At 69.9% G+C, this 25056-nt stretch carries 26 protein-coding genes; 15 read left to right on the top strand and 11 right to left on the bottom strand.

Annotated elements, in window-relative coordinates; genetic code table 11:
* Positions 1-13: 13 nt before the first annotated feature.
* A complete protein-coding gene (locus ACFO5K_RS20300; protein ID WP_378566220.1) occupies positions 14-679 on the top strand; it encodes a PadR family transcriptional regulator in 666 nt (221 codons plus the stop codon).
* Here the strand turns inward: ACFO5K_RS20300 and ACFO5K_RS20295 are convergent.
* A complete protein-coding gene (locus tag ACFO5K_RS20295; protein ID WP_378565180.1) occupies positions 676-1638 on the bottom strand; it encodes an alpha/beta hydrolase in 963 nt (320 codons plus the stop codon). The two genes, ACFO5K_RS20300 and ACFO5K_RS20295, sit on opposite strands and share 4 nt — an antisense overlap.
* Before the next feature lie 148 nt (positions 1639-1786).
* Here ACFO5K_RS20295 and ACFO5K_RS20290 point away from each other — a divergent pair, with 148 nt between their 5' ends.
* Entirely contained in the window at positions 1787-2134 is a 348-nt protein-coding gene (locus tag ACFO5K_RS20290; protein WP_378565178.1) for a hypothetical protein, read from the top strand.
* A complete protein-coding gene (locus ACFO5K_RS20285; RefSeq protein ID WP_378565175.1) occupies positions 2127-2756 on the top strand; it encodes a Dabb family protein in 630 nt (209 codons plus the stop codon). The genes ACFO5K_RS20290 and ACFO5K_RS20285 overlap by 8 nt, the downstream gene beginning before the upstream one ends.
* A 48-nt stretch (positions 2757-2804) precedes the next feature.
* On the opposite strand, the gene ACFO5K_RS20280 is transcribed toward ACFO5K_RS20285, so the two are convergent.
* From ACFO5K_RS20280 to ACFO5K_RS20265, 4 genes are all read right to left on the bottom strand, one after another.
* Positions 2805-3662: an IclR family transcriptional regulator gene (locus ACFO5K_RS20280; RefSeq protein WP_378565172.1), complete on the bottom strand. Its 858-nt coding sequence runs from the start codon at positions 3660-3662 to the stop codon at positions 2805-2807.
* A 180-nt stretch (positions 3663-3842) separates the two neighbouring features.
* Complete coding sequence (gene bphC / locus ACFO5K_RS20275) at positions 3843-4748, bottom strand: biphenyl-2,3-diol 1,2-dioxygenase (protein WP_378565169.1); 906 nt, start codon at positions 4746-4748, stop codon at positions 3843-3845.
* A 26-nt stretch (positions 4749-4774) separates the two neighbouring features.
* The gene (locus ACFO5K_RS20270) at positions 4775-5953 is read right to left on the bottom strand and encodes an acyl-CoA dehydrogenase family protein (RefSeq protein WP_378565166.1); all 1179 of its coding nucleotides are present in this window, start codon (positions 5951-5953) and stop codon (positions 4775-4777) included.
* Positions 5954-5987: 34 nt separating this feature from the next.
* A complete protein-coding gene (locus tag ACFO5K_RS20265) occupies positions 5988-7163 on the bottom strand; it encodes a Rieske 2Fe-2S domain-containing protein (RefSeq protein WP_449289690.1) in 1176 nt (391 codons plus the stop codon).
* A 205-nt stretch (positions 7164-7368) separates the two neighbouring features.
* On the opposite strand from ACFO5K_RS20265, the gene ACFO5K_RS20260 reads away from it, so the two are divergent.
* From ACFO5K_RS20260 to map, 3 genes are all read left to right on the top strand, one after another.
* Complete coding sequence (locus ACFO5K_RS20260) at positions 7369-7986, top strand: hypothetical protein (protein WP_378565163.1); 618 nt, start codon at positions 7369-7371, stop codon at positions 7984-7986.
* A gap of 126 nt (positions 7987-8112) precedes the next feature.
* On the top strand, positions 8113-8922 hold the full coding sequence (locus ACFO5K_RS20255) for a mycofactocin-coupled SDR family oxidoreductase (RefSeq protein WP_378565160.1): 810 nt from the start codon (positions 8113-8115) through the stop codon (positions 8920-8922).
* A 68-nt stretch (positions 8923-8990) separates the two neighbouring features.
* Positions 8991-9758 (top strand): type I methionyl aminopeptidase, encoded by a 768-nt coding sequence (map, locus tag ACFO5K_RS20250; RefSeq protein ID WP_378565157.1) that lies wholly within the window; start codon positions 8991-8993, stop codon positions 9756-9758.
* Positions 9759-9767: 9 nt separating this feature from the next.
* Here the strand turns inward: map and ACFO5K_RS20245 are convergent, their stop codons facing one another.
* Positions 9768-9923 (bottom strand): hypothetical protein, encoded by a 156-nt coding sequence (locus ACFO5K_RS20245; RefSeq protein WP_378565154.1) that lies wholly within the window; start codon positions 9921-9923, stop codon positions 9768-9770.
* 104 nt (positions 9924-10027) lie between these two features.
* On the opposite strand from ACFO5K_RS20245, the gene ACFO5K_RS20240 reads away from it, so the two are divergent.
* Together ACFO5K_RS20240 and ACFO5K_RS20235 are read left to right on the top strand one after the other, a co-directional pair.
* Complete coding sequence (locus tag ACFO5K_RS20240; protein ID WP_378565151.1) at positions 10028-10408, top strand: PPOX class F420-dependent oxidoreductase; 381 nt, start codon at positions 10028-10030, stop codon at positions 10406-10408.
* 79 nt (positions 10409-10487) lie between these two features.
* Entirely contained in the window at positions 10488-11777 is a 1290-nt protein-coding gene (locus ACFO5K_RS20235) for an acetyl-CoA C-acyltransferase (RefSeq protein ID WP_378565148.1), read from the top strand.
* A gap of 50 nt (positions 11778-11827) precedes the next feature.
* Here the strand turns inward: ACFO5K_RS20235 and ACFO5K_RS20230 are convergent, their stop codons facing one another.
* Positions 11828-12535: a TioE family transcriptional regulator gene (locus ACFO5K_RS20230; protein ID WP_378565145.1), complete on the bottom strand. Its 708-nt coding sequence runs from the start codon at positions 12533-12535 to the stop codon at positions 11828-11830.
* Positions 12536-12616: 81 nt separating this feature from the next.
* Between ACFO5K_RS20230 and ACFO5K_RS20225 the strand changes: the two genes are divergently transcribed.
* Positions 12617-13768, top strand: a complete 1152-nt coding sequence (locus ACFO5K_RS20225; RefSeq protein WP_378565142.1) for an erythromycin esterase family protein — start codon at positions 12617-12619, stop codon at positions 13766-13768.
* Here the strand turns inward: ACFO5K_RS20225 and ACFO5K_RS20220 are convergent.
* From ACFO5K_RS20220 to ACFO5K_RS20210, 3 genes are all read right to left on the bottom strand, one after another.
* Positions 13761-14597, bottom strand: coding sequence for an HAD family hydrolase (locus ACFO5K_RS20220; protein ID WP_378565139.1), 837 nt, complete (start codon positions 14595-14597; stop codon positions 13761-13763). The genes ACFO5K_RS20225 and ACFO5K_RS20220 overlap by 8 nt on opposite strands.
* 79 nt (positions 14598-14676) lie before the next feature.
* Complete coding sequence (locus ACFO5K_RS20215; RefSeq protein WP_378566214.1) at positions 14677-16056, bottom strand: metallopeptidase TldD-related protein; 1380 nt, start codon at positions 16054-16056, stop codon at positions 14677-14679.
* 8 nt (positions 16057-16064) lie between these two features.
* Positions 16065-17624, bottom strand: coding sequence for a TldD/PmbA family protein (locus tag ACFO5K_RS20210; RefSeq protein ID WP_378566211.1), 1560 nt, complete (start codon positions 17622-17624; stop codon positions 16065-16067).
* A gap of 104 nt (positions 17625-17728) precedes the next feature.
* Here ACFO5K_RS20210 and ACFO5K_RS20205 point away from each other — a divergent pair, with 104 nt between their 5' ends.
* Positions 17729-18373 (top strand): TetR/AcrR family transcriptional regulator, encoded by a 645-nt coding sequence (locus ACFO5K_RS20205; protein WP_378565136.1) that lies wholly within the window; start codon positions 17729-17731, stop codon positions 18371-18373.
* Here the strand turns inward: ACFO5K_RS20205 and ACFO5K_RS20200 are convergent.
* Positions 18370-19137 carry a TSUP family transporter gene (locus ACFO5K_RS20200; RefSeq protein WP_378565133.1) on the bottom strand — a complete coding sequence of 256 codons (768 nt, stop codon included), beginning with the start codon at positions 19135-19137 and terminating at the stop codon, positions 18370-18372. The genes ACFO5K_RS20205 and ACFO5K_RS20200 overlap by 4 nt on opposite strands.
* A gap of 56 nt (positions 19138-19193) precedes the next feature.
* Between ACFO5K_RS20200 and ACFO5K_RS20195 the strand changes: the two genes are divergently transcribed.
* The 5 genes from ACFO5K_RS20195 (at position 19194) to lnt (ending at position 24938) form a co-directional block, all read left to right on the top strand.
* Complete coding sequence (locus tag ACFO5K_RS20195) at positions 19194-20369, top strand: sensor histidine kinase (protein ID WP_378565130.1); 1176 nt, start codon at positions 19194-19196, stop codon at positions 20367-20369.
* A 20-nt stretch (positions 20370-20389) separates the two neighbouring features.
* Positions 20390-21049: a response regulator gene (locus ACFO5K_RS20190; RefSeq protein WP_378565126.1), complete on the top strand. Its 660-nt coding sequence runs from the start codon at positions 20390-20392 to the stop codon at positions 21047-21049.
* 62 nt (positions 21050-21111) lie between these two features.
* Complete coding sequence (locus ACFO5K_RS20185; RefSeq protein WP_378565123.1) at positions 21112-21603, top strand: FxsA family protein; 492 nt, start codon at positions 21112-21114, stop codon at positions 21601-21603.
* 64 nt (positions 21604-21667) lie between these two features.
* A complete protein-coding gene (locus ACFO5K_RS20180) occupies positions 21668-23260 on the top strand; it encodes an amidohydrolase (RefSeq protein WP_378565120.1) in 1593 nt (530 codons plus the stop codon).
* A 121-nt stretch (positions 23261-23381) separates the two neighbouring features.
* A complete protein-coding gene (lnt, locus tag ACFO5K_RS20175) occupies positions 23382-24938 on the top strand; it encodes an apolipoprotein N-acyltransferase (RefSeq protein ID WP_378566208.1) in 1557 nt (518 codons plus the stop codon).
* Positions 24939-25056: the final 118 nt, after the last annotated feature.

Genomic DNA, 25056 nt, shown 5'->3' with positions numbered 1-25056 from the left:
GGCGGTCCTGGCGATGCTCTCGTTCGAAGAGGAGATCTCGGGATACGACCTGAAGAAGTGGGCCGACTGGAGTGTGCGCTACTTCTATTGGACCCCGTCCTACAGCCAGATCTACGCGGAACTGAAGAAGCTCGAACAGCACGGCTACGCCTCCTCTCGCCTCGACAGCGACAACGCGATGCGCGGGCGCAGGCTGTACCAGATCACCGAATCCGGCCGTGCCGCCGTCACCCTCTGGTGGAACAAGGCGCCGGTCGACCCGCCGGTGCTCAAACACCATGTGCTGCTGCGGGTGATGTTCGGCCATCTGGGGACCCCGGACCGGCTCAAGCAGATCATGCACGACCACATCGAGCAGGTCGACGGGCTCGCCCAGCGGGCCGCGATCGACGCCGAGGCCGCCAAATCCGAACCGGGGTGGGCTTATTCGCAGATCGTGCTGCAGTGGGCCCAACGGCACTACGCGGCCGAACGCGAACTCGCCCAGCAACTGATCGACGAGATCGACCAGGCCGCGACGGTGCTGGCCGGTGCCGAACACGACGAGCGCGCCGAGTACCCGCATCCCACGCCGGGGCGTTGGCGTGAGATCGAAGAGCGGGTGCGCGAGGCCGGGCGCCACCCCGACGCGACCGACCGACGAGGCAGCGCCCCGCCGGTCGATCCGTCGGCGGACTAGGCGGCGCCGAGCGTCTCGCGGATCATCGACCAGATCTGCGCCCGTGCGGTCCGGGTGGCCGCCAGCGCCGGGATCGTGAGAAAGCCGTGGAACAGGCCCGCGTAGCGGCGGTGCCGCACGGTGACGCCGTCGGCCGCCAGGCGCGCGGCGTAGGCGTCGCCCGCCGAACACGGCGGGTCCAGCTCGGCGGTGATCACCACCGCGGGCGGCAGCCCGGCCAGCGTCGCGGCGCGGGTGGGAACCAGCCGGACGTCGTCGGTGCCGTGCGGGGCGTACTGCTGCCAGTACCACCGCATCGCCCGGGTGGTGTTGTAGTGGCCCGTGCCGAAGCGCCGGTAGGACTCGGTGTCGAAGTTGTCGTCGATCACCGGGTAGATCAGGATCTGCGCCGCGACGGCCGGTCCGCCGCTGTCACGCACCGCGACGGCCACCGTGGCGGCGAGGTTGCCGCCCGCGCTGTCGCCGGCCAGCGCGATCCGTGCCGGGTCACCACCGTGCGCGCCGATGTGCTCGGCGCTCCAGCGCAACGCGGCGAGCATGTCCTCGTGCGCGGCGGGCGCGCGGTGTTCCGGGGCCAGCCGGTAGTCCACGGCGACCACCACCGCCCCGACGCCCGCGGCCATCGACCGGCAGAACTCGTCGTGGCTGTCGAGATCGCAGAAGACGAACCCGCCGCCGTGCGCGAACACGATCACCGGCAGGGCGCCACCCTCGTGGTGCGGCCGGTAGATGCGCAGGGGCAGGTCACCGCCCGGGCCGGCGATGGTCAGGTCCTCGGCCGCGCGCATGTCGGGAAGCCGTTGCGGTGCGGTGCGTCTGGCGCTGATCGCCGCCCGCACCTCGGCCGCGTCCATCGCGGCGACATCGGGAAATCCGGCGTCGAGCGCGGCGAGCACGGCCGCCACTTCGGGATCCGGCACCGCACCCGGTCCGGTGGTGGGATATTCGCGGACAGTCACTGACCCTCCTGCACAGCTGGAGACATGCTCGACGGTCGAGCGCGTCGTCCGGTCACCGTAGAGCGGGGTAGGGCGCGCGCGAACCCGGTTCTCCCGCTGGGCGGAACCATCGGGCCGGCGCACCGCGACGGGTGCCTACCGTCGGTCCATGGACACCGCGAAGGTCTATGTGATCGACACCGTTGTGACGCGACCCGGCCGGGCGAAGGAATTCGTCGACGCGTATCTGCACGGGTACGTGCCCGGCGCGCGCGCTCGCGGCATGACCCTCGAGCATCTGGTGGTGAGCCCACCGATCTGGTTCCCCGACGAGCCGAACACCGTGATCGCCACCTGGGTGCTCGACGGCGCGCCGGGCTGGTGGGCGATGACCTGGCAGGGCCGACCCGACGAGGCGGTGCGCCGGTGGTGGGCCGAGACCGAGCATCTGGTTCTCGAACGCACCCGCTCGACCGGCGCGGCGGCCGCCGACGTGGAAAGGCTCGGCAATGTTTGATGTCGTCGCTCTGCTGCACCGCTCGGCCGGGTCCGACACCGATCGGCTGATCGGCGAGCTGCGCACGGACGCGCTCGCGTCCGGGGCGCGCGAGGTTCTGGTCCAGCCGACCCTGCCCGGGGTCCGCAACGGCGGAGACATCCTGGTGCGCCTGCGATTCGACGACGCCGCCGCCTGGCGGGCGAGCAGGTGGTCCTGGGCGGCGGTGACCGGCAGGGCTGACATCGGCCACGTCGACGGTGTCGAGTACCGCGACGGTGTGGGTGGCACCGCCGAGCCGGCCACCGGATCGGTGTATCGCGTGCTGCTCCTGCGGGTCGCGCCGGGCACCCCCACCGCGACGATCGAGCGCTTCGAAGCCGACCTGCTCCGCATGCCGCACTACATCTCGACCATCCGGTCCTGGCGGCTGAGCCGGGTGGCCGGCGCCGTCGGGTCCTCGCCGTGGACGCATGTGTGGGAGCAGGAGTTCAGCGACCTCGACGGGCTCAACGGCCCCTACCTCATGCACCCCGTGCACTGGGCGCTGGTGGACCGCTGGTTCGATCCCGAACACCCGGACGTGATCGTCCGCGACCGCATCTGCCACAGCTTCTGCGTGAACGAGCCGCTGCGCGGGTAGTGCCGGAGCCCGGCCGACGGCACCGCGTCGGCCGGGCACCGGGACCGGTCAGGCGTAGTGGCGGGCTCGCTGGTCGGCCAGTGTGCGGCCGGTGGGGCCCGCGTTCAACGGCCGCGCGTGCTGCTGCAAGGTCGGGCGCACCCGTACCTGCCCGTCGTCGACGTGGCGCCAGATGTTGAGCGCCGTCGTGCGCACCGGCGCGCTGAGGCGGTGGTCGAACAGCATGCGGTCCAGCGGCCCGCACACCGACACCGCGGCCACCGCCGCCTGACCGATGTCACCGATCGGGGCGGCGATGCAGCCGAAGCCGGGCAACGACTCCTCCCGTTCCACCGCGACGCCGTGCGCGCGCACCTTGGTGAGCTCGGCGTCGAGCTGGGCCTTGGTGCTGATCGAGTACCGGGTCCGCGAACCGGCCTGTGCGGTGAGCACCTCGTCGAGGCGCTGTTCGCCGGCGTAGGCCAGGATCGCCTTGCCGACCGCCGTACAGTGCGCCGGGCGCCGTCCGCCGACCCGGGTGGGTATCGCCGCGGCCAGATCGCCGCCGATCTTGTCCAGGTACACCACGTCCGAGCCGTCGAGCACGGCCAGGTGTACGACGAATCCGGTCGCACGGTGCAGTTCGTGCAGGAACGGCAGAGCGGCGCGATGCAGCCGGTCCTGGTGTACCGCGAGCGAGCCCAGTTCCATCAGCCGGATGCCCAGCTCGTAGTCACGGCCTTCCCGGCGTAGCCAGCGCAACTGGACCAGCCGTTCCAGCATGCGGTGCGCCGAGGACCGGGGTAGGCCGGTGCGCCGCACGATCTGGGCGAGAGTGAGCCTGCCCGGCCCGTCGAAGGCGTCGAGCAGCAGGGACGCGCGGTCGAGAATCGCGCTGGGGGTGGTGGCCTCGGCCTGGATGACCATGAGCTCTCCATTCGGATCTACGAGCTGATGCCCACTCGCATATTTCGATTAGGCATATGCCTATTTATATCACCTGCTGTGGTCGCTGTCACATGAAACTTCCGAACACATCGCGAACACGCGAAAGCCCCCGGTCCGAGCGAGGCTCGGGCCGGGGGCCGAATGGTGCGGGGTGCCGGGTTACATCGCCGCGAGCGGCTCACTACCGGACCAGTCGTGGCCCCAGTAGCTGTCAGCGGTGATCTCCTCGGCGGTGTAGTACCGCTCGTCGACCCGCATGCCTTCGGTGCCGAACTCGATGTCCCACCCGCCGGGCGCGCGCACGTAGAACGACACCATCTTGTCGTTGGTGTGCCTGCCCAGGGTCGAGGACACCGAGAAGCCGTCCTTGCTCACCCGGTCCAGCGCTTGCCCGACCGCGTCGAGGCTGTCGACCTCGACCATGATGTGGATCAGGCCCGGCGCTCCATCGTGCGGTGCGGGGCACAGCGCGAGGCTGTGGTGGCGCTCGTTGACGCCGAGGAACCGGATCCGCACCGGCCCGAACTCCGGCGGCGCCGGGATACGGAACGCGCCGCGCGGCAGGAATCCGAGCACCTCGGTGTAGAACTCGAACGCACCGCCCAGATCCATCGTCGGCAGCACGACGTGGCCCAGGCCCTGCGCGCCGGTGACGAACTTCGCGCCGAACGGGGTCACCACGGGACTGTGGTCGAGCAGCGCGCCGTGGAACACCTCGACGGTGGTGCCGGTGGGGTCCTGGAAGGTGATGACCTCCTCGACGCGCCGCGCGTCGGCCTCCTCGGCCGACAGCGGCTTCACCGCGACACCCGCCGCGCTCACGGCCTCCTGCACCCGGACCAGGGCCGCGTGGTCGCGCACCTCCCAGCCGACGGTGACCACCGCGTCGGACTCACCGGGCACGATGACCATCCGCGCGGCGCGCTCGTCCATCCGCAGGTACAGCGCGTTCTCGTCCGGACCGCTGCCCTGCGCGAAACCGAGGACCTCGAAGGCGAACCGGCGCCAGCGTTCCATGTCGGCGGTCTGGATCTTGACGTAGCCGAGGCTCTTGATATCTGTCATTTCCGTTGTCCTTCTTCGGTGTCCGGTCAGATCATCGAGCGCAGGTTCGCGGGGGGCTCGAGGCCGAGCGAACTCAGCGCCGAGGCGTGATACACCGTGCTCGGAACGTGAATGGCGTGGTTGAGGCCGGCGTGCGCGTCCCGCCAGAATCGCTGCAACGGCTTGTCCATGCGCAGCGCGTTGCCACCGGAGCGGGCGAAGATCTGATCCACGGCCATCACCGCCCGCCACGCCGCGCGCACCTGGGTGCGCCTGCCCGCCGCGCGATCGGCGAAATCGACCTCCTTGCCCGCGTCCACCAGGTCCCAGACCCGGTCGACGTTGGCCAGCAGTTCCTGGCGGGCGGCGTTGATGTCGGCCGCGGCCTCACTGATCGCGAACAACACATACGGGTCGTCCTTGATCGCGGTGCCCTGCGCGCCGACCCGCTCGCGCTGATAATCCAGGTGCGCGGCCAGCGCGCCCTCGGCGATGCCGATCACCGCGGCGCTGATACCCAGCGGGAACATCGTCGACCACGGCATCTTGTACAGCGTCTCGGTGGCGCCGTACTCGCGTTGCGCGGTTCCGTCGATCACGTGATCGCCGTTCATCACCCGGTAGGCGGGCACGAACGCGTCCTTGACGATGATGTCCTTGGAACCGGTGCCCTTGAGGCCCACCACGTTCCAGGAATCCTCGACGATCTCGTAGTCCGAGCGGGGCAGGATCATGTGCAGCATGGTCGGCGGCAGGGCCATCTTGCCCTCGGCGTCGCCGAGCATGGCGCCCAGGAAGATCCAGTCACAGTGGTCGGTGCCGGAACTGAACTGCCAACGGCCGTTGAAGATGTAGCCGCCCTCCACCGGTCGCGCGATGCCGGTCGGCGCGTAGGGCGAGGCCATCCAGGTGTCGTTGTCAGCGCCCCACACCTCTTGCTGCACCTTCGGATCGGCGAAGGCGAGCTGCCACGGATGCACCCCGACGATGCCGCAGATCCAGCCGGTGGCCGGATCCAGCGAGGCCGCGGCCATCACCGTCTCGGCGAATTCGCGCGGGTGCGCCTCGAACCCGCCGTACTTCTTGGGCTGGAGCAGCCGGATCGGGCCCGCCGCCTTCAGCATCTTCGCGGTGGCGTCGGGCAGCTGACCGAGGCGCTCGGCCTCGGGGCTCTGATCGCGCAGTCGGTCGGCGATCGTCATGATGTTGTCGAGCACGTTGGTCATCGGTGGTGCTTTCTGTTCGGAGGGGCCGCGCCGGTCAGGCGGTGGTGTCGAGAATCTGGCCGCGGGCGATGTTGTCGGCCACTTCGGCCTCCCAGCTGTTGACGGCTCGTTCGGTGTCGATCTCGAATTCGAAACGCGTGGTCATGTCCTCGGTGACCTCGTCGACGTCGACGTAGAACTGCTTGTACCAGCGTCGCAGCTGATACACCGGCCCGTCCTCCTCCGACAGCAGCGGATTGTCGATGGGCGCCTTGTTCTGCCAGATCGCCACGTCCTGTTCGAAGCCCACTTCCACGCCGCGGGCGAACTGCGCGGCCATCGCCTCGGCGTCCTCGTCGGACATGCCCTGGGGCTTCTTCACCATCGCGCCGTACTGCAGCACGAACGAGTTCTCGCTCACCGGGTAGTGGCAGTTGATCAGGACCGTCTCGATCGTCATGCCATTGGCCTCGCTCCACAACCAGTCGATCATGTAGGACGGGCCGAAATACGACGCGTCCGAACGCAGGCTGGAGTTCGGGTCGTCGTAGCTGGTACCCACCTCGATGTCGTGGCGGGGGGTCGAGCGCATGTACTGAGTGGCGACGTGGCCCTCGAAGACGTTCTTGAAGTAGCGCGGGAATGCGTAGTGCACGTAGAAGAAGTGCGCCATGTCGACCACGTTGTCGACGATCTCACGACAGTGTGAGCCTTCGATGAGCATCGAGTTCCAGGTCCAGTCGGTCCACTCCGGGCTGCCGTAACCCTCGATTTCGGGAATGGTCACCTCGTCGGTGGGCTTGTTGCCCTGCGGGTCGTGCCACACATAGAGCTGACCGTTGCGTTCCAGCGTCGGCCACGACCGGGTCTTGGCCAGCGGCGGAACACGGCGGGCGTAGGGAATGGCGGTGCACTTGCCGTTGCCGCCCCAGCGCCAGTCGTGGAAGGGACAGGCGATCGAATCGCCCTTGATCGTGCCGTGGGCCAGATTGCCGCCCATGTGCCGGCAGAAGCCGTCGAGTACGTGCAACGCACCATCGGATTCGGCGGCGAACACCACCAGGGTGGTGCCGAACGCCTTCACCTCGTGGGGCTCGCCGTCACGGAACGACGAGAGCAGCCCGAGGCAGTGCCAGCCGCGGGCGAAACGGGTCGGTGCGGCGGCGGCCTCGATCTGCCGGTATTCGGGTGTGGCGGGCTGGGTTCGGCCGTTCGGCGAGTTCTCCGGCATCGAAACCTCCATGGTCGGACGGAGCGGGGGATGAGCTGCGCCGATGGTGTGCCCCGCGAGCGCCGGTGTGGGGCCCGCGTCCCGGTCAGCGGACATGTTTTCGGTGTCGGCACCGCGCCGTCCCGATCAGCGGGAGAGGTGCCGGTCACTACCGGCGCCCGCGGCCTAGTTTGGCTGCTCAGGCACACCGACGACAGGAGTGATCGTGAGTGACATCGCGGTGGCGCGAACACCGGTACACATCGAGCTCGACACCGACGACATCCGGGTGTTCGCCGCGGCGGCCCAGTCGCTGAACCCGGCCTACCGGTTGGCCGAGCACCCGGTGGTGCCCCCGACCTTCCTGCCCGCCGGCGGGCGCATCGCGGCCTGGCGGACCGAGACCGATCACCGCTTCTTCGGCCCACCCCCGCGTGCGGGCGACCGGTTGACCGCCATCCGGACCCTCGACCGCGACGGTGCCGGACCCGACGGGCCGACCTCGGAGTCGCTCACCCAGTACTTCGATCGCACCGGTGGGCTGATCGCCGAATCCTGGTCGAGCACCGCCGGGGCGCCCGAACCGGTGGCCGACCAGGCGGCGCCGCGCGCGGTGGCCCTGCTGGCCACCTACGCCACCGACTGGCTCGGGGCCGAGAACATCCGCCGGTTCCGCACCAGAGTCCTGCGGCCGCTGCCGCCGGCGGCCACCGTGAGCTGTGTCGGACACATCACCCAGCACTACGTCCAGGACGGTGAGGCGCGGGTGGACGTCACCCTCGCCGGGGCGGACGCGGCCGGCGAGGTCGTCGTTCGTGGCTGGGCCAGTTTCGCCCGCGACTGACCTCCGGTCCGGCACCACACACTCGCCGGTACGCGCCGATTGCTGAGCGGCGCGGCGATTTCGCATCGCGCGGCGGTCGGGAGTGGTGAAGTGTTCATCATGCACAACGAGGTTCGGAGGTCGGATATGGCACGGCGGTTCGAGGGCAAGGTCGTTTTCGTGACGGGCGCGGCGCGCGGGCAGGGCAGGGCGGAGGCGGTGCGCTTCGCCGAGGAAGGCGCCGATGTCATCGCGATCGACGCGTGCGCGGAATTCGCCAGCACGAGCTACCCGGGCGCCACCGAGGACGACTTGGCCGAGACCGTGAAGCTGGTCGAGGCCACCGGCCGCCGGATCCGCGCGAGCAAGGTCGACGTCCGCGACTTCGCCGCGTTGTCGGCGGCGCTGGCGGCCGGAATCGAGGAGTTCGGCAGGCTCGATGTGGTGGTCGCGAACGCGGGCATCTGTTCGGCGGCGTTGTCCTGGGAGATCACCGCCGAGCAGTGGCAGGAGACCATCGATGTCAATCTCACCGGCGTGTTCCATACCGCCAAGGCCGCGGTGCCGCATCTGATCGCGCAGGGCACCGGCGGGGCGATGGTGTTCATCAGCTCGGTCGGCGGGCTGAAGGGCATTCCGTTCACCGGGCACTATGTCGCCACCAAACACGCCATCACCGGCTTGGCCAAGACCATGGCCAATGAGCTCGGCGGACACCGGATCCGGGTCAACACCGTGCATCCCGCGGGCGTCGCGTCGGGGATGAACATGTCGGAGATGGCGCCGTTGTTCGAAGAGCACGCGGCCACGCTGGCCCCGATCTTCATGAACGCGCTGCCCAGCTACATCTGCGAGCCGGAGGAGATCGCGGCCGCGGTGGCGTGGTTGTGTTCGGACGAGGCGGCACAGGTCACCGGGGCGCAGATCCCGGTGGACATGGGCAACCTGAACCGCTGACCGCTTCGTTGGTATTTTTATACCGCCACCGTTAAGGTCGGTATAAAAATACCAACTGGAGGCGTTGAATGGTGGAGTTGAAGACACCCGCGGAGATCGAGCGCATGCGGGTGACCGGCCGGTTCGTGGCCGATGTACTGGCCGGCGTGCGGGAGCGGGCGCAGGTCGGCGTGAACCTGCTGGAGCTGGAAAAGTATGTGCGGGAAAGGATCCGGGAACGCGGCGCGGTGTCGTGCTATTGGGACTACTCGCCTTCGTTCGGCCGCGGGCCGTTCCGCAACACCGTGTGCCTGGCGGTCAACGACGCCGTCCTGCACGGGCTTCCGCACGACTATCGGCTACGCGACGGCGATCTGCTCACCGCCGACCTGGCGGTCTCGATCGACGGCTGGGTCGCCGACTCGGCCCTGTCGGTCGTCGTGGGCACCCCGGCCGCCGATGATCAGCGGCTGGTGCGAGCCACCGAGGAAGCCCTGGCCGCCGGGATCGCCGCCGCGCAACCCGGCAACCGCGTCGGCGACATCTCCGCCGCCATCGCGCATGTCGCCCGCGACTACGGATACCCGGTGAACACCGAATTCGGCGGCCACGGCCTCGGCCGCACCATGCACGAGGACCCGCACGTCTCCAACAGCGGCCGACCGGGCCGCGGCTTCCCCCTGCGACCCGGCCTCACCCTGGCCATCGAACCCTGGTTCGCCGCCACCACCGCACAGGTCTACACCGACCCCGACGGCTGGACCATCCGCTCCGCCGACGGCTCCCGCTGCGCACACAGCGAACACACGATCGCCGTCACCGCCGACGGCCCGAGCATCCTCACCTTGCGCGACTGAACAGGAAGATCAGGCGTGCCGATCGGTGAACGCGCCGTCGACCAGGACCGGGACGGTGCTGTCGGCGTCCAGTTCGGCGGCGATCGTCACATCCGCGGCGAATCCGCCGTAGCGGAGCTCGCGACCGGACACGCAGTTGTCGAGAGATTCGGCGAGATCCGGCATCGCACGGAATGCGGCCGGCGGTGACGTCGTGTCCGGGCGCATTCGACCCTACGAACGATTCCGTCGTCCTGCCATGGTCTTTCGCGCACCGCTAGGGTGGGGCCATGACCAACCGGCTGGGCGAACTGGCGACCGCGAATTACGTACTGCTCACTACCTTCCGCAAGGACGGCACCCCGGTGGGGACGCCGGTGTGGGCGGTCAGCCGGGACGACAAGCTCTACGTCTGGACGGTCACCGACAGCTGGAAAGTGAAGCGTATTCGACGCAATCCGGAGGTGACGCTGCAACCGTGCAGTGCGCGCGGGGCCGCACACGGTGCCGTTGTCGCCGGTACCGCGCGTGTGCTCGATGCCGCCGAAACCGAGCAGGTTCGGGCAGCGTTGCGCCGCAAGTACTGGCTGACCGGCCCGCTGGTGATCCTGGCCAGCAACCTGCGCCGTGGGAAGACGGGCACGATCGGCATCGAGATCACCCCGGCCTGACGGGCTGCGCCGAACCGGTACCCAGTACCGATGGTATCGGATACTGTGGGGGTCCAGTGGACCATCCGAAGGGACCCCCATGGCCGAGAACCGCCGCCGCGCCGTCGTCGTCGCGGGTGCCCGCACCCCGTTCGTGCGCGCGTTCACCGACTTCACCCGCCTCGACAGCATCGCTCTCGCCGATGCTGCCGTGCGTGGCCTGATCGAGCGCACCGGTATCGCACCGGCCGCGATCGAATCCATCGTGTGGGGCGGCGTCGTGCTGCCCAGTCACGCACCCAACATCGCGCGCGAGATCGCCCTCGACCTCGGGCTGGACTACGGATGTGAGGGGTACACGGTCACGCGGGCGTGCGCGTCGGGCCTGCAGGCGGTGACCTCCGCGGCCGCGGCGATCGAACGCGGCGAATACGACATCATGATCGCCGGTGGCAGCGATTCCACCAGCAACGCCGAGATCAAGCTGCCGCAGAAGGTCGTGCACGCGGTGGCGCCGGTCGCGCTGGGCAAGCCGAAACCCAAGGACTACCTCGACGTGGTCCGCCAGCTGGCGCCGTTCACCGACATCCTGCCGCGCCAGCCCAAGATCTCCGAGCGCACCACCGGTGAGGTGATGGGCGAGTCCGCGGAGAAGATGGCCCGTATCAACGGCATCTCGCGCGCCGATCAAGACGCCTTCGCCGCCCGTTCGCACCAGCGTGCCGCCGCCGCGATCGCCTCGGGACGTTTCGACGACGAGGTCGTGCCGGTCACCACGCCGTCGGGCCGGCGAATCGACACCGACGGACTCGTCCGCGCGAACACCGGTGTCGAGAAACTCGCCACGCTGAATCCGGTCTTCGCGAAGAACGGCACCGTCACCGCCGGCAATGCCAGCCCGCTCACCGACGGCGCGTCGGCGGTGTTGCTGATGAGCGAGGAAAAGGCGCGTGCCCTCGGGTTCACCCCGCAGGCCGCCTTCCGGTCGTGGAGTTTCGTCAGTGTCGACCCCGCCGACCAGGTCCTCATCGGACCGGCGATCTCCATGCCGCGCGCACTGGACAAGGCCGGTCTGACCCTGGCCGATATCGACCTCGTCGACATCCACGAAGCCTTTGCCGCCCAGACCCTTTCGGTCCTGCGGATGCTGGAGAGCGCGGAGTGGGCCAAAACCCGCCTCGACCGCGACGAAGCCGTCGGGTCGGTCGACATCGACAGTCTCAACGTGCACGGCGGCTCGATCTCGCTGGGGCATCCGTTCGGGGCCACCGGTGCCCGGATGGTCACCACCATGGCCGGTGAGCTCGCGCGCACCGGCAAACAGACCGCGCTGCTGGGCATCTGCGCGGCCGGTGGCATCGGCGCGTCGGCGGTGCTCGAACGCGTGTGAGCGTCTCGGGCGCACCGCGGCGGGGACGGTGCGCCCGGAGCGCTCGACCGTCAGTGGCGCAGGATCGCCCGGTACCGGCTCAGTGCGGCGGCGGCGTCGAGCATGGAGACGCCCCGGTCGGTCAGCTTGCCCTGCCACCGGTCGAGGGCGGTCGCCAGCGCCTCGGTGCTGCCGGCGGCGCGGATCTGCGCTGTCACGGCGGCGATGTGGTCGAGGCGGTAGTGGCCGCGGCGCAGCAGATGGGCCAGTTCGGCGTCGCGGACCTCGGCCGGACCGTACCGGCGGTATCCGGTGGTCCGGTCGCGCTCCGGGGTGAGGATCCCGGCGTCCTCCCAGGCGCGCAGGGTCGCCGAGGTGACCTTCAGATGGTGGGCGAGTTCGCCGATGGTTCTGGTTTCCTCCGCGAGGGCCGAGCGGTAACCGGATTCGTCCGTCAGATGGTCGACGGCCCGGCGCACCGACGCGAGGGTTTCACGATCCCGCAGTAGCTGACTGTGCCCGCGATCGATGATCACGAGGGCCTTGTCGAGATCATCGTCGTGCAGCGCCCGCATGATGGTGCCCGCGCCGGCGTGGCCGAACGCGGGAATCAGGCTGAGGTAGGTGCGCAGCGCGCTCGCGTGCAGTTCGGTGTAGATGCGGTACCCGCTGGCGGTGCGCTCGGCGGGCGGCAGGCAACCGTCGCGCTCGTAGTTGCGCACGGCCTGGGTCGAGATCGCGTGCTCATGGGCCAGATCAGCGGGGCGCAGAGTTTTCACTGGTTTGAGACTTTACGACACGTACAGGCAGAAGTCCGAGGTGAAGTCTCCACCGTTGTTTCAACGATACGATTGATACACATGAGTCAGAAAATTCGCGACTTCGTCCCGATGTCCTGTGAACTGCTCGCGTTCGGGGAACCGACGCACAAAGAGCCCGGATTCGCCGCGATCCGCAACGAACTGTTCGGGCAACTGGTGGAAAGCGGGTTCCGGTCGATCGCGCTGGAAACGGACCGGGTCGCCGCCCTGACCGTGGACGAATTCGTACGCGGCGGCGAGGGCACGCTCGACGAGGTGATGCGCACCGGCTTCTCGCACGACTTCGGCGAACTCGCCGGCAACCGTGAGTTGGTCGCCTGGCTGCGTGATCACAACACCGGCCGCCCACCCGCGGAACAGGTCGGCTTCCACGGCTTCGACGGTGCGATGGAAACGATGAGCGCGCCCAGCCCGCGGCCCTACCTCGAGTACGCCCGCGACTACCTGGGTCTCGACCTCGACATCAGTGGCCCGGCCGGCAGCGACGAACGCTGGAACCGCACCGAAGCGGTCCTGGACCCCGAGGTGTCACCCGGCCTGACCCGCGAGGCCGAACAGTTGCGCGTGCTGGCCGATGACATGCTGACCGCCCTCTACACCCGCGCCCCGGAACGCGTCGCGGCCACCTCACCGGCCGAATGGCGCAGGGCCGAAATCAATCTCACCACCGGCCTGGGCCTGCTCCGCTATCACCGGCAGGCAGCGCAACCGGCCGCCGACGAGGTGCGCTGGAACAGTCTGGCCGCCACCCGGGACGCACTCATGGCCCAGAACCTGCTCGACATCCGCTCCGTCGAAGCCCGCCGCGGGCCGACCCTGGTGCACTCGCACAACCTGCACCTGCGGCGCAGCTCGAGCATCATGCGGATGGGACCGTTGGAGCTGGTGTGGTCCGGGGCGGGCGCGATCGTCGCCGCACTGCTGGGGGAGCACTACCGGGTGATCCTGGGCAGTCTGGGCCGCAGCGACGGCCTCGACCTCGGCGAACCCGCACCGGGCACCTATGAGAGCGCCCTCCAGAACCGGATCGGCACATGGAGTCTCATCGCGTCGGCAGATGTCGAGCCCGGGCGCACTCGCACCGATATCACCCGGGAACAGGGGTACTTCCCGTTGGACCCCGACACGGTGGCCGACGCGGACACGATCCTGCACCTCAGTGTGGGACGGGCACCGACCTCGGTCAGCTAGCGTCGCCGCGCCACGGCGCGCGCACCAGTTTTTCCAGGTACGCGGCGACGCCGTCCGCGTCGTTGGGTGGCAGCACCCGGTCGGCGAGGGCGATGACCTCGGGTACCGCGTTGGCCGGCGCCAGCGCGGTACCCGCCCACGTCAGCATCGCGACATCGTTGAGCGCGTCGCCCGCGGCCGCCACCTGCGACGGGTCGATGCCGTCGAGTGCGCACAACCGGGCCAGCGCACTGGCTTTCGACACTCCTTCGGCGGCCATCTCCACGTACGCGGCACCGGAGTGGGTGAGCTCCACACCGGTGATCCCGACCGCCACCGCCGTGCGGTACAGCTCGGCGCCGGGCAGTTCCGGATGCCGCGCCACGATCTTCACCATCGCCTCCGGACCGGTCGGCAAGGTCGGCGACACGTCCATCTCGTGCGGGTGCCGGTGATGATCGGCGAACTCGCACAGCGCGGCATAAGCGGGTTCGGCGACGAACCGGGTGGCGCCGACATTGGCGAACACGACGCCGGGGATCAGCTCGCGGATCTGCGCCATCGCGGCCATCGCCCGAGCCGGCTCGATCGACACCGTGTCGATGATCTCGGCGGAGCCGTCGGCGAGGTCGAGCAGCACCGCGCCGTTGGCGCCCACCGCTTTACCGCGGAACCCACACGACCGGGCCAGCTCCTGCACCGAGTGCCGGGCTCGCGCCGTCGCCCACACGACCTCGATACCCGCCGCCCGCGCGCTCGCCATCGCCGCGGCGGTGCGCGCCGACACGGTGCGGTCCGAACGCAGCAAGGTGCCGTCGAGGTCGGTGGCGAACAGTCGAACAGCACTCATCCCGTCATGCTGTCATGTGCCGCCGGGCCGGTGGACCGTGCGGTGCCGCACCGGCGAACAGGCCGGGCCGGACGTACCGTCAGGTCGCCCGGCTCACCGAGGACATGTGGAAGTCGGGGATCCGCAGCGGTGGCATGGCGGTGCGGGTGAACCAGTCCTTCCATTCACGCGGCAGGGTGATCTCGGTGGCGCCGGCCTCCGCGACCCGGCGCAGCAGATCGAGGGGGCTCTCGTTGAAGCGGAAATTGTTGACCGCGCCGGTCACCGCACCGTCCTCGACCAGGTACACACCATCGCGGGTCAACCCGGTGAGCAGCAGGGTGGCCGGGTCCACCTCGCGGATGTACCACAGGCAGGTGAGCAGCAGTCCGCGCTCGGTGCGCGCGATCATGTCCGCCAGCGATGCTGTGCTGCCGCCGGTGAGCAGCAGGTTCTCCCCGGGCACGGTGGCGGTCGCGCCGAACTCGGCGGCGGTGGCACGCGGATAGACCAGCGACTCGATCACCCCGTCACCGATCCAGTCGACCCGTCGGGCCGGCAATCCGTTGTCGAACACCGACAGCGACTCCGATGACGACGGGGTGGCCACGAACGGCCGGTACTCGAGGCCGCTCGCGCTCGGGTCGGAGTAGAGGGTGAGCGGAATATCGGTGAGCCGCTCCCCGATGCGCGTTCCGCCCGCCCGGGAGAACGCACTGTGTCCTTCGTGGGCGCCACGACCGCCCATGCTCCACGCCAGGTAGATCATCAGATCGGCGACCGCGGACGGCGGCAGCAGCGTTTCGTAACGGCCGGCGGGCAACTCGACGCGGCGCCGGGCCCAGTCGAGCCGCTGTGACAGCGTGGCGAGCAGACCGGGGGTGTCCACGTCGGTGAAATCGGCGGTACCGACACCGGCCCACGCGCTCGCCAGGTCTGCGCCCGCGCCACGCTTGGCGTTGATCTCCACCGAACCCGTCGGCTGGCTGAACCGCCGCCGGATACCGGTGGAGGTGCCCAGCCAGGTGGTGTGCACCTGGTGGTGGGCGAAGCCGTAGAGGCGGTCGGCGCCGTCGAAACCGGTCGACAGGTCGCTCGCGAGCCCGGCGAACACCTCGATCTCGGTGGCGCCGGGCGCCCGGTCCCAGGTGGTGGTGTCGTCGTCGGTGGGCTCGAGCAGCGGCATCGCGTCGCGGGCGGGGGTCGCCGTGCGGGCGGCGTCCTCACCGGCGCGCACCACCGCCTCGATATCGGCGGGGTCGACGCTGGTGGAACTGACGCTGCCCACCCGTGCGGCATTCGGGCCGTCCCGGAACACCGAGACCACCGCCCACTCCCGCGAGACCGAGGAACCGTTGGTGGTCATCGAATTACCGGCCCAGCGCAACGACGCCTCGTGCGCGTCGGTGACGATCACGATCGCCTCGTCGGCCCGCGACGCCGCCAGCGCCCGCTCGACCACCGCGCCCGCCGGGAACACTGCCTCGCTCACTGACCGCCCTCCGTCCGGGTGTTGAGAATGTCGACGCCGCGCACCAGCACCGACGGGCAGCCGTGGCTCACCGCCGCCACCTGTCCGGGCTGGGCCTTGCCGCAGTTGAACGCGCCACCGAGCTGCCAGGTACTCGGCCCGCCGACCGCCTCCATCGAACCCCAGAAATCGGTGGTCGTCGCCTGGTAGGCCACATCACGCAGCTGCCCGGCGAGCTCCCCGTTGCGGATTCGGAAGAAGCGCTGGCCGGTGAACTGGAAGTTGTAGCGCTGCATGTCGATCGACCACGACTTGTCGCCGACGATGTAGATGCCGTCCTCGACGCGCGAGATCAGCTCGGCGGTACTCGTGTCGTGGTGCGGGTCCGGCTGTAGCGACACGTTCGCCATTCGCTGGATCGGCACATGGTGGGCCGAATCGGCGTAGGAGCACCCGTTGGAGCGGTCCAGGCCCAGCCGGGGTGCGAACGCCCGGTCGAGCTGGTAGCCGACCAGAACTCCGTCGCGCACCAGATCCCACCGCTGACCGGCGACCCCTTCGTCGTCGTAACCGACGGTGGCCAGACCGTGGCGCTGGACGCGGTCGCCGGTGACGTGCATGATCGGGGTGCCGTAGCGCAGGGTGCCGAGCTGATCAGGGGTGGCGAACGAGGTTCCCGCATAGGCGGATTCGTAGCCGATCGCCCGATCGTATTCGGTGGCGTGCCCGATGGACTCGTGGATGGTCAGCCACAGATTCGTCGGGTCGATCACCAGATCGGTGGCCCCGGCGACGACGCTGGGCGCGCCCACCTTCTCGGCGAGCCAGTCCGGGATCTGCGCGAGTTCGGCTGCCCAGTCCCAGGTTCGGTCGGCGCCGGTGACGTATTCCCAGCCGCGGCCCACCGGCGGAGCCAGCGTGCGCATGGTCTCGAACACCCCGGCCTCGGTGTCCACGGTGACCGCTTCCAGTTGCGGATGCAGCCGCACCCGCTGCTGGGTGATCGCGGAACCGGCGGTGTCGGCGTAGTAGGTCTGCTCCTTGACCTGCAGCACCGAGGCGGTCACATGGTCGACACCGGCGGCCGCCGACAGTTGCGCCGAATAGTCTTGCAGTAGCGCCACTTTGTCGGTGGTCGGTATCGCGAAGGGGTCCAGGTCGTAGGCCGACACCCAGGACGCGTCGTCGTAGCGCGGTTCGTCGGCGAGTTCCACGCGCTCACGGTTGAGCGCGCGCAGCGTGGTCGCGACGGTCACCGCGCGGCGTGCCACCGCGGCGGCGGTCTCGGGGGTGAGCGCGGCATGGGAGGCGAATCCCCAGGTGCCGTCGACGAGCACGCGCACCGCCAGTCCCAGCTCGGTGGCATCGGTGACCGCTTCGACCCGCGTGTCGCGCAACCGGATCGACTGGGTCACCAGCCGGTGCACCCGCAGATCGGCATGCTCGGCACCCGCGGCGCGGGCGGCCGAGAGCGCGGCCTCGGCCAGTGCGCCGAGCCCGAGCGCGCGGAACTGTTCGTCCACATCTCTGGATGTCGCGGTACTCACCTCGACCACGCTAGCCGGTGGCCCCGACATCCGGCGCTCGCGCGCGCGAAAACCGGGTTCCGGCAGCGAAAACCGTGACGCGCGGACGCCGAGCGTCCCGCCGGGGCCCGTACCGATGCCGTAGGGTGCCCGCCGTGCCGCCATCTGCCCTGCGAGATCGAAAAAGGGAACGAACCCGTCGTGCGATCCTGTTGGCCGCCGTCGAATTGTTCGAGGCCAACGGTTACGAGGAAACCACCGTGGCCGAGATCGCGGCCGTGGCCGAGGTCGGCACCCGCACCTTCTTCAACTACTTCGCCAGCAAAGAAGAACTGCTCTTTCCCGAACCCGACGAACGGGTGCGCGCGGCCGTCGCCGCCATCGCCACCCGGCGCCCGGGGGAGCGCCCCGTCGAAGTCCTGCTGCGGGCGTTACGCGCGGCGGGTGACAACCCCGGCGAACACCTCGTCGACGATCTGGGCGCCCGGGTGACCGCACTGCGCGCGCGGGTTTCGCGGACCGTGCCCGCGGTGAGCGGTCGCGCCGCCCACGCCCAGCTCGTCGCCCAGCGCGAGATCGCGCGCCAGCTGCATCACGCCTTCGCCCACGAGCTCGACGAGGTCGGCGCGGCCGCACTGGTCGGCGCCGTGGTGGGGGCGGTCTCGGGCGCGCTGACGGTGCTGTTCCAGCAACCTCAGCACACCGTCGACGACGGTGAACGCCTGCACCGCAAGATCCATGAGACCACCTCCCGGGTGCTGCAACCCTGGCTCGCCACCCCGGCGGAACCGGCGCGCTAGCCGAACTGCTGCCAGCCCAGGCTCACCACCATCACCATCACCACGACCAGCAACACCACCCGCACGAACCCCGCGCCCCTGACCAGCGCCATGCGCGAACCGACCAGCGCGCCCGCCACATTCGCCACCGCCATCGCCGCACCCAGCGCCCACAGAATGTGCCCAGTGGCGCCGAGGAACAGCAGCGCGCCCACATTCGACCCGCAGTTGATCACCTTGGCCATCGCCGCCGCCCGCACGAACTCGGTGCCCAGCAGCGTGGCGAAGGCGATGATCAGGAAGGTGCCGGTACCCGGCCCGAGCAGACCGTCGTAGAGGCCGATCAGTCCCGCGGCCAGGGCGACCACCAGGATCACCCGGCGCCGGGTCGGCGGGTGGGTGGCCATCGTCAGACCCACCGCCGGGCGCAGGGTGACGAACACCGCCACCCCGACCAGCACCACCATCACCAGCGGGATGAACAGCGCGCGATCGATCAGTGACACCGCCGCCGCACCGCAGGCGGCGGTGATCGCGGCGATGACCGCTCCGGGCAGCAGGGCCCGCCACTGCATCGGGACCTTGCGGGCGAAGGTGATGACGGCCGTCGTCGTGCCGGCGAGGGCGGCCAGCTTGTTCGTGCCGAGCGCGGTCTGCGGGGCGATGCCGGGGGCGACCAGGAACAGCGTCGGCAAGATGATCAGCCCGCCACCGCCGACCACCGCGTCGACCCAGCCCGCTGCCGCCGCGGCCACCAGCAGGACCGCCCAATCTCCGAGTTGCACCCGCTCAGGCAACCAAGATCACGGCCGCATTGCCAGCCGGGGCCTACGCTGGGCCGGTGCGCCGGTTCAGCCTTTGGCTACGCGGACGGCCCGTCGTGGCCGACTCCCTACTCGCGGTTTCGCTGCTGATCTTCGACGTGTTCGGCGTCGGGGACGAAGCCGACAAGCTCGTCTACCTGACCTTCTCGGTGCTGTTGCCGCTGCCGCTGGTCCTGCGCCGGGTCTACCCGCGCGCGATGGCCGCGGCGATGCTGGTGCTGTCGCTGGTGAACACCCTGGTGGGCTATCTGGTCGCCCCGGGCAGCACCGATCACGTGGCGCTGATCGGGGTGGGAGTGATGCTCTACACCCTGGTGGCCTACGTCGGGCGGCGCGACGCGTTGATCTATGTCGGGTTCATCGTGCTGGATCTGGTGCTGACGATCGTACTGCTGCACGAACCGCGCGGCGGTGATCTGGCGCTGCTCGTGGTGATCTACGCGCTGTGCTGGACCCTGGCCGAGTTCAACGGCGCCCGCCACGCCTACGACGCCGAGGTCGCCGCCCGCCTGGCCGTCGCCGACTACGACAAGGAACGCCGCGCCCACGACGCCGTCGCCGCCGAACGCACCCGCATCGCCCGTGAACTCCACGATGTGGTGGCACACGCGGTGAGCGTCATCATCGTCCAGGCCGACGGCGCCAAGTACGCCCTGCGCCACGACCCGGACACCGCCGAACGCGCGCTGGCCGCCATCGCGGGCACCGGACGCGACGCGTTGCGCGAACTACGCCGGACTGTCACCCTGCTGCGTACCGAGCACGCACCGGAACTGCTGCCCCAGCACGGCAGCGCGGGCATCGCGGCACTGGCGCAGATGATGCGCGAAGCCGGGGTTGCCGTCGACCTGGAGCTCACGGGTGAACTCGACGACATCACCACCGAGGTGAGTCTCGGTGTGCACCGCATCGTGCAGGAATCACTCACCAACACCCTGCGTCACGCGGGGACCAGCCCCAAAGCGGTGGTGCGGGTGCACCGCCGCGACGACGAAGTGTTCGTGGAGGTGACCGACAGCGGCGGTGTACCGGCCCAGGTCAATCCGGGCACCGCGATGGCCGGCACGGGGATGGGACTGGTCGGCATGCGCGAGCGGGTCGCGGTCCTCGGCGGCATCCTGAGCGCCGGCCGCCTCGACGACGGCCGCTGGCAGGTGCGCGCGACGCTTCCGCTGCGCGGCGACACCGACTGAGCCGCCACTAGGGTGAGCCGATGCCGATCAGTGTGCTCGTAGTCGACGATCAGGAACTCATGCGGATGGGCCTGAAGATGGTGCTGGGGGCCCACCCGGACCTCGAGGTGGTCGGCGAAGCCGGTAACGGCGACGAAGCCGTGCGCCGCGCGGGTGAGCTGCGCCCCGATGTGGTCCTCATGGATGTGCGCATGCCCGTGGTCGACGGCGTCACCGCAACCGCCCGGATCGTCGCCGCGGGCGACGGGGTGCGCGTGCTGGTCATGACCACCTTCGACCTCGACGAGCACGCCCTCGGCGCGCTGCGCGCGGGCGCGAGCGGATTCCTGCTCAAGGACACCCCACCCGAGGACCTCATCTCGGCCATCCGCAGCGTCGCCGCCGGTGACGCGGTGGTCTCGCCGAAAGTCACCAAACGCCTGCTCGACCGGCTCGTCGCCGCGGACCCGACCGAACTGCGCGACCCGGGCGTCCTCGATGTGCTCACCACCCGTGAACGTGAGGTGCTCGAACAGATCGCCGCCGGTCGCAGCAACGCCGAGATCGCCGCCGCGCTGTTCCTGTCCGAAGCCACGATCAAGACCCATGTCGGCCGGGTGCTGACCAAACTCGGGCTGCGCGACCGGGTGCAGGCGGTGGTCCTGGCCTATGAGACCGGTCTGGTACGACCGGGTGGCTGAGGGCCCGGGAGAAAAATCGCCCGCTCGTACGTTGGACGAACAGATCGTCCGAAAGGATCGCCATGACCGCCCTGCTGTTCGTGCTCTACCTCGTCGTCGAGATCGCCGCCCTCGTCGGTCTCGCCCAGCTGATCGGCGTCGGCTGGGCGCTACTGGCACTCGTGGCGGTGTCCGGGGTGGGTCTGCTGCTGCTCGGCGCCCAGGGCAGACGCGTGTTCGACCGGTTCCGGCGGGCCGCGCGCGGTGAGGTGAGCGCCGAGAGCGCCGTTGCCGACGGGGTGCTCGTCGCCACCGGTTCGGTGCTGCTGTTCGTGCCCGGCCTGGTCACCGGACTGATCGGCCTGCTGACCCTGTTCCCGCCGACGCGGGCGTTGCTGCGGCCGGTGCTGGAGAAGCTCGGCACCCGGCGCTTCGGTCCGTTGCCGTCCTTCGCGCCCGCGCCGTATCGCGGGATGGTCGTCGACGCCGACGGCGATGTGGTCGACGGTGCGGTGGTCGGGCAGTGGTACGACGACGGCCACCCCGGTGGCCCGCGGGCACTCGGCCCGGCCTGAGCCCGCGCCGGGACCCGACGGCCTGCCGAGGAGACGATTCGCCGATACGGCAGACTGGGGCACCGTGAGTACCCAGTTGCTGATCGGCGGCCGTTTCTACAGTTCCAGCTCCCCGGACGCGACCGCGATGGCGGTCACCGACGGCACCGTGGTGTGGCTGGGCGCCGAAGCTCCCGGACGGGCCCTGCACCCCGATGCCGAGATCATCGACCTCGACGGCGCGTTCGTCGCGCCCGCGTTCGTCGACCCGCACGTGCACGTCACCGCGCTGGGGCTGCAACTGACCGGTCTCGACCTCAGCGGTGCCACCTCGCCGTCCGCCGTGCTCGATCGGGTGCGCGCGCATGCGGCGGCCCACCCCACCGGCATCATCATCGGCGAGGGCTGGGACGACACCGTCTGGCCCGAGCAGCGCCCGCCGACAGTCGCCGAACTCGACGAGGCGGCGGGCCCGGGCCGGCTCGTCTACCTCGCCCGCGTCGACGCGCACTCGGCCGTGGCCTCCTCGGCGCTGCTCGACGCGGCCGGTGACCTGGGTGACGGTCACCTGCGCGGCGCGCCGTTGCGTGGCGACGCCCACCACCGGGTGCGCACCGTCGCGCTCGCCGAACTCGATCGCGCCCAGCGCGACTCGGCCCGCGCCGCCGCCCTCGACGCGGCCGCCGCGCAGGGCATCGTGGCCGTGCACGAATGCGCTGGCCCCGACATCTCCGGTCGCGACGACGTGCGCGAACTGCTCGCCTTCGACCACGGTGTGCAGGTGCGCGCCTACTGGGGCCAGGCCGTGCGCACCGCCGACGAAGCGCGCGCCCTGGTCGGCGAACTCGGTGTACACGCCCTCGGCGGCGACCTGTTCGTCGACGGTTCACTGGGTTCGCACACCGCGCTGCTGCGCGACCCGTACACCGACGTCGCCGGCTGCGGCAAGAGCTTCCTCGACGTGGACGCCGTCACCGCTCATTTGCGCGCCTGCACCGAAGCCGGCATCCAGGCCGGTTTCCACGCCATCGGCGATGCCGCCGTGGACGTGGTGGTCGCCGGTTTCACCCGGGTCGCCGCCGAACTGGGCGGACCGGCCGTAGCCGCGCGCGGGCACCGCGTGGAACATGCGGAGATGGCCGACACCACCGCCATCACCCAGCTGGCGACCCTCGGGGTGATCCTGTCCGTGCAGCCCGGTTTCGACGCCGCCTGGGGCGGGCCCGAAGGCATGTACGCGACCCGCCTGGGCGCCGAACGCGCCACGGGCCTCAACCCGTTCTCGGCGATGGCGGCCGCGGGCATCTCCCTGGCCATCGGTTCCGACGCACCCGTCACCGCCATGAACCCGTGGGAGCAGGTCCGCGCGGCGGTGCAGCACCGCACCGCCGGGCACGGTCTGTCCCCGCGTGCCGCGTTCGCCGCCGCCACCCGCGGCGCCTGGCGCGCCGGTGGTGTCCGTGACGGCATGGCGGGCACGCTGGTGCCCGGCGCCCCGGCCTCCTACGCCGTGTGGGATGCCGGTGACCTGGTGGTCGCCGCGGCCGCCGACACCGTGCAGCGCTGGTCCACCGACCCGCGTTCGCGCGTCCCCGGGCTCCCGTCTCTCGCTCCGGGCGCCGACCTGCCGACCTGCCTGCGCACCGTGCACAACGGCACCACGATCTACACGGCCTGACCGCACGCGTCAGCATCGAATGACGGAGCCCGCCACCATGATCGACCCCGCCATCGACCACCGCTCGGAATCGTCCGACGCGGACGACTCCTGGCCGGCGACCCGCGCAGTGCCGGCCCGGATGCTGGCGGCGATCGCGGGCGGACTGCTGTTGTTCGGCAGTTTCCCGCCGCGCCCGTTCTGGTTCCTCGCGCCGGTGGCCATCGCCCTGCTCACCCTGGCGGTGCGCGGGCCGGGCAGGCTGCGCGCCGGGTTCGGCTACGGCCTGCTCGGTGGACTCGCGTTCTTCGTGCCGTTGCTGCCGTGGACCGGGATCTATGTGGGGCCGGTGCCGTGGCTGGCGCTGTCCACCGCGTGCGCGGTGTTCTTCGGACTGTGGGGTGTGCTCGCCCGGTGGCTCGGCGCGCTGCCGGGGTGGCCGTTGTGGGTCGCGCTGGCGTGGACGGCGACCGAGTGGGCGAGATCGAACGTGCCGTTCGGCGGATTTCCCTGGGGGCGCATCGCTTTCGGTCAAGCCGACGGCTGGTATCTGCCGCTGGCCGCCTACGGTGGCGCACCGCTGATCGGTTTCGCGGTCGCCCTGACCGGCACCGCGCTGGCCGCACTCGTCCTGCGTGCGATCGCGTGGACGCGCACCCCGGCGCCTCGGCGCACCACGCGTGCGGTGGTTGCCGGATTGGTCGGCGCGACAGCGGCCGTGGCCGTGCTGCCGTTGGCCGGGTTGCTGCTGCGGCCGACCCTGCCCGCCCCGGATGCGGGGGAGCGGACGGTCACCGTGGCCGCCATCCAGGGCAGCGTGCCGCGATTGGGCCTGGACTTCAACGCCCAGCGCCGTGCTGTGCTCGACAATCATGTCCGGCGCACCGTGGAACTGGCCGACGATGTCGCCGCCGGCCGAGTCGCCCGGCCCGACGTCGTGATCTGGCCGGAGAACTCCTCCGATATCGACCCGCTGCGCAATGCCGACGCCGCCGCCGAGATCACCAGGGCCTCGGCGCGGATCGGCGCGCCGATCCTGGTGGGCGCGGTCCTGGTGAACGGCGACCGCACCACCACCAACTCGGTGATCGTGTGGAACGGGGCGCAGGGGCCGGCCGATCGTCATGACAAGAAGATCATCCAACCTTTCGGCGAGTACCTGCCGATGCGTAGTTTCTTCCGTTTGTTCTCTTCCTATGCCGACCGCGCGGGATATTTCGTGCCGGGCGATGGTGACGGAACGGTCACGGCCGCCGGTGTGCCGATCGGCGTGGCCACCTGTTATGAAGTCGCCTTCGATCGGGCATTTCGGGAATCGCTGGCCGCGGGCGCGCAACTGCTCACCGTGCCGACCAACAATGCGACCTTCGGTACGAGTGAAATGACGTACCAGCAACTGGCGATGTCGCGGGTGCGCGCGGTCGAACACGGCCGGGCGTTGGTGGTCGCAGCAACCACCGGAGTCAGCGCGATCATCACCGCCGACGGCGAGCTCGCGCAACAGAGTGCCCAGTTGGTCCCCGCGGCGCTGGTCGCCCAGCTACCATTGCGCGACACGACGACGATCGCGACCGGGATCGGCGCGGCGCCCGAACTGGCGTCCGTTATCCTGTCCGCGATCGGCGTCGGGCTGGTGTATTACCGGCGCCGCCGAACGAATCAGGCGCGGACTTTGCGCAGTTCGGACAATTCTGAATAAGCGGTTTGTTTCAGCCCGGGGGAAGCGGCCGAAAGTTGCTGCTGCAGGGGTGTAATCCGTTGAGCGGAAAATAAATCAAGATGGCAGCCATCCGGCTGCCGCGGTACTCCGAATCAAT

The organism is Nocardia halotolerans (assembly GCF_042650145.1).
Taxonomy (GTDB): domain Bacteria; phylum Actinomycetota; class Actinomycetes; order Mycobacteriales; family Mycobacteriaceae; genus Nocardia; species Nocardia halotolerans.
The sequence above is the reverse complement of the archived record's forward strand: the minus strand, read 5'-3'. Positions and strand labels throughout refer to the sequence as shown.

Coding starts and splice junctions, on each gene's coding strand:
- ACFO5K_RS20300 (WP_378566220.1), top strand. CDS start 14: ATGCTCTCGTTCGAAGAGGAGATCTCGGGATACGACCTGAAGAAGTGG.
- ACFO5K_RS20290 (WP_378565178.1), top strand. CDS start 1,787: ATGGACACCGCGAAGGTCTATGTGATCGACACCGTTGTGACGCGACCC.
- ACFO5K_RS20285 (WP_378565175.1), top strand. CDS start 2,127: ATGTTTGATGTCGTCGCTCTGCTGCACCGCTCGGCCGGGTCCGACACC.
- ACFO5K_RS20280 (WP_378565172.1), bottom strand. CDS start 3,662: ATGGTCATCCAGGCCGAGGCCACCACCCCCAGCGCGATTCTCGACCGC.
- bphC (WP_378565169.1), bottom strand. CDS start 4,748: ATGACAGATATCAAGAGCCTCGGCTACGTCAAGATCCAGACCGCCGAC.
- ACFO5K_RS20270 (WP_378565166.1), bottom strand. CDS start 5,953: ATGACCAACGTGCTCGACAACATCATGACGATCGCCGACCGACTGCGC.
- ACFO5K_RS20265 (WP_449289690.1), bottom strand. CDS start 7,163: ATGCCGGAGAACTCGCCGAACGGCCGAACCCAGCCCGCCACACCCGAA.
- ACFO5K_RS20255 (WP_378565160.1), top strand. CDS start 8,113: ATGGCACGGCGGTTCGAGGGCAAGGTCGTTTTCGTGACGGGCGCGGCG.
- map (WP_378565157.1), top strand. CDS start 8,991: ATGGTGGAGTTGAAGACACCCGCGGAGATCGAGCGCATGCGGGTGACC.
- ACFO5K_RS20245 (WP_378565154.1), bottom strand. CDS start 9,923: ATGCCGGATCTCGCCGAATCTCTCGACAACTGCGTGTCCGGTCGCGAG.
- ACFO5K_RS20240 (WP_378565151.1), top strand. CDS start 10,028: ATGACCAACCGGCTGGGCGAACTGGCGACCGCGAATTACGTACTGCTC.
- ACFO5K_RS20235 (WP_378565148.1), top strand. CDS start 10,488: ATGGCCGAGAACCGCCGCCGCGCCGTCGTCGTCGCGGGTGCCCGCACC.
- ACFO5K_RS20225 (WP_378565142.1), top strand. CDS start 12,617: ATGAGTCAGAAAATTCGCGACTTCGTCCCGATGTCCTGTGAACTGCTC.
- ACFO5K_RS20220 (WP_378565139.1), bottom strand. CDS start 14,597: ATGAGTGCTGTTCGACTGTTCGCCACCGACCTCGACGGCACCTTGCTG.
- ACFO5K_RS20210 (WP_378566211.1), bottom strand. CDS start 17,624: ATGTCGGGGCCACCGGCTAGCGTGGTCGAGGTGAGTACCGCGACATCC.
- ACFO5K_RS20190 (WP_378565126.1), top strand. CDS start 20,390: ATGCCGATCAGTGTGCTCGTAGTCGACGATCAGGAACTCATGCGGATG.
- ACFO5K_RS20185 (WP_378565123.1), top strand. CDS start 21,112: ATGACCGCCCTGCTGTTCGTGCTCTACCTCGTCGTCGAGATCGCCGCC.
- lnt (WP_378566208.1), top strand. CDS start 23,382: ATGCTGGCGGCGATCGCGGGCGGACTGCTGTTGTTCGGCAGTTTCCCG.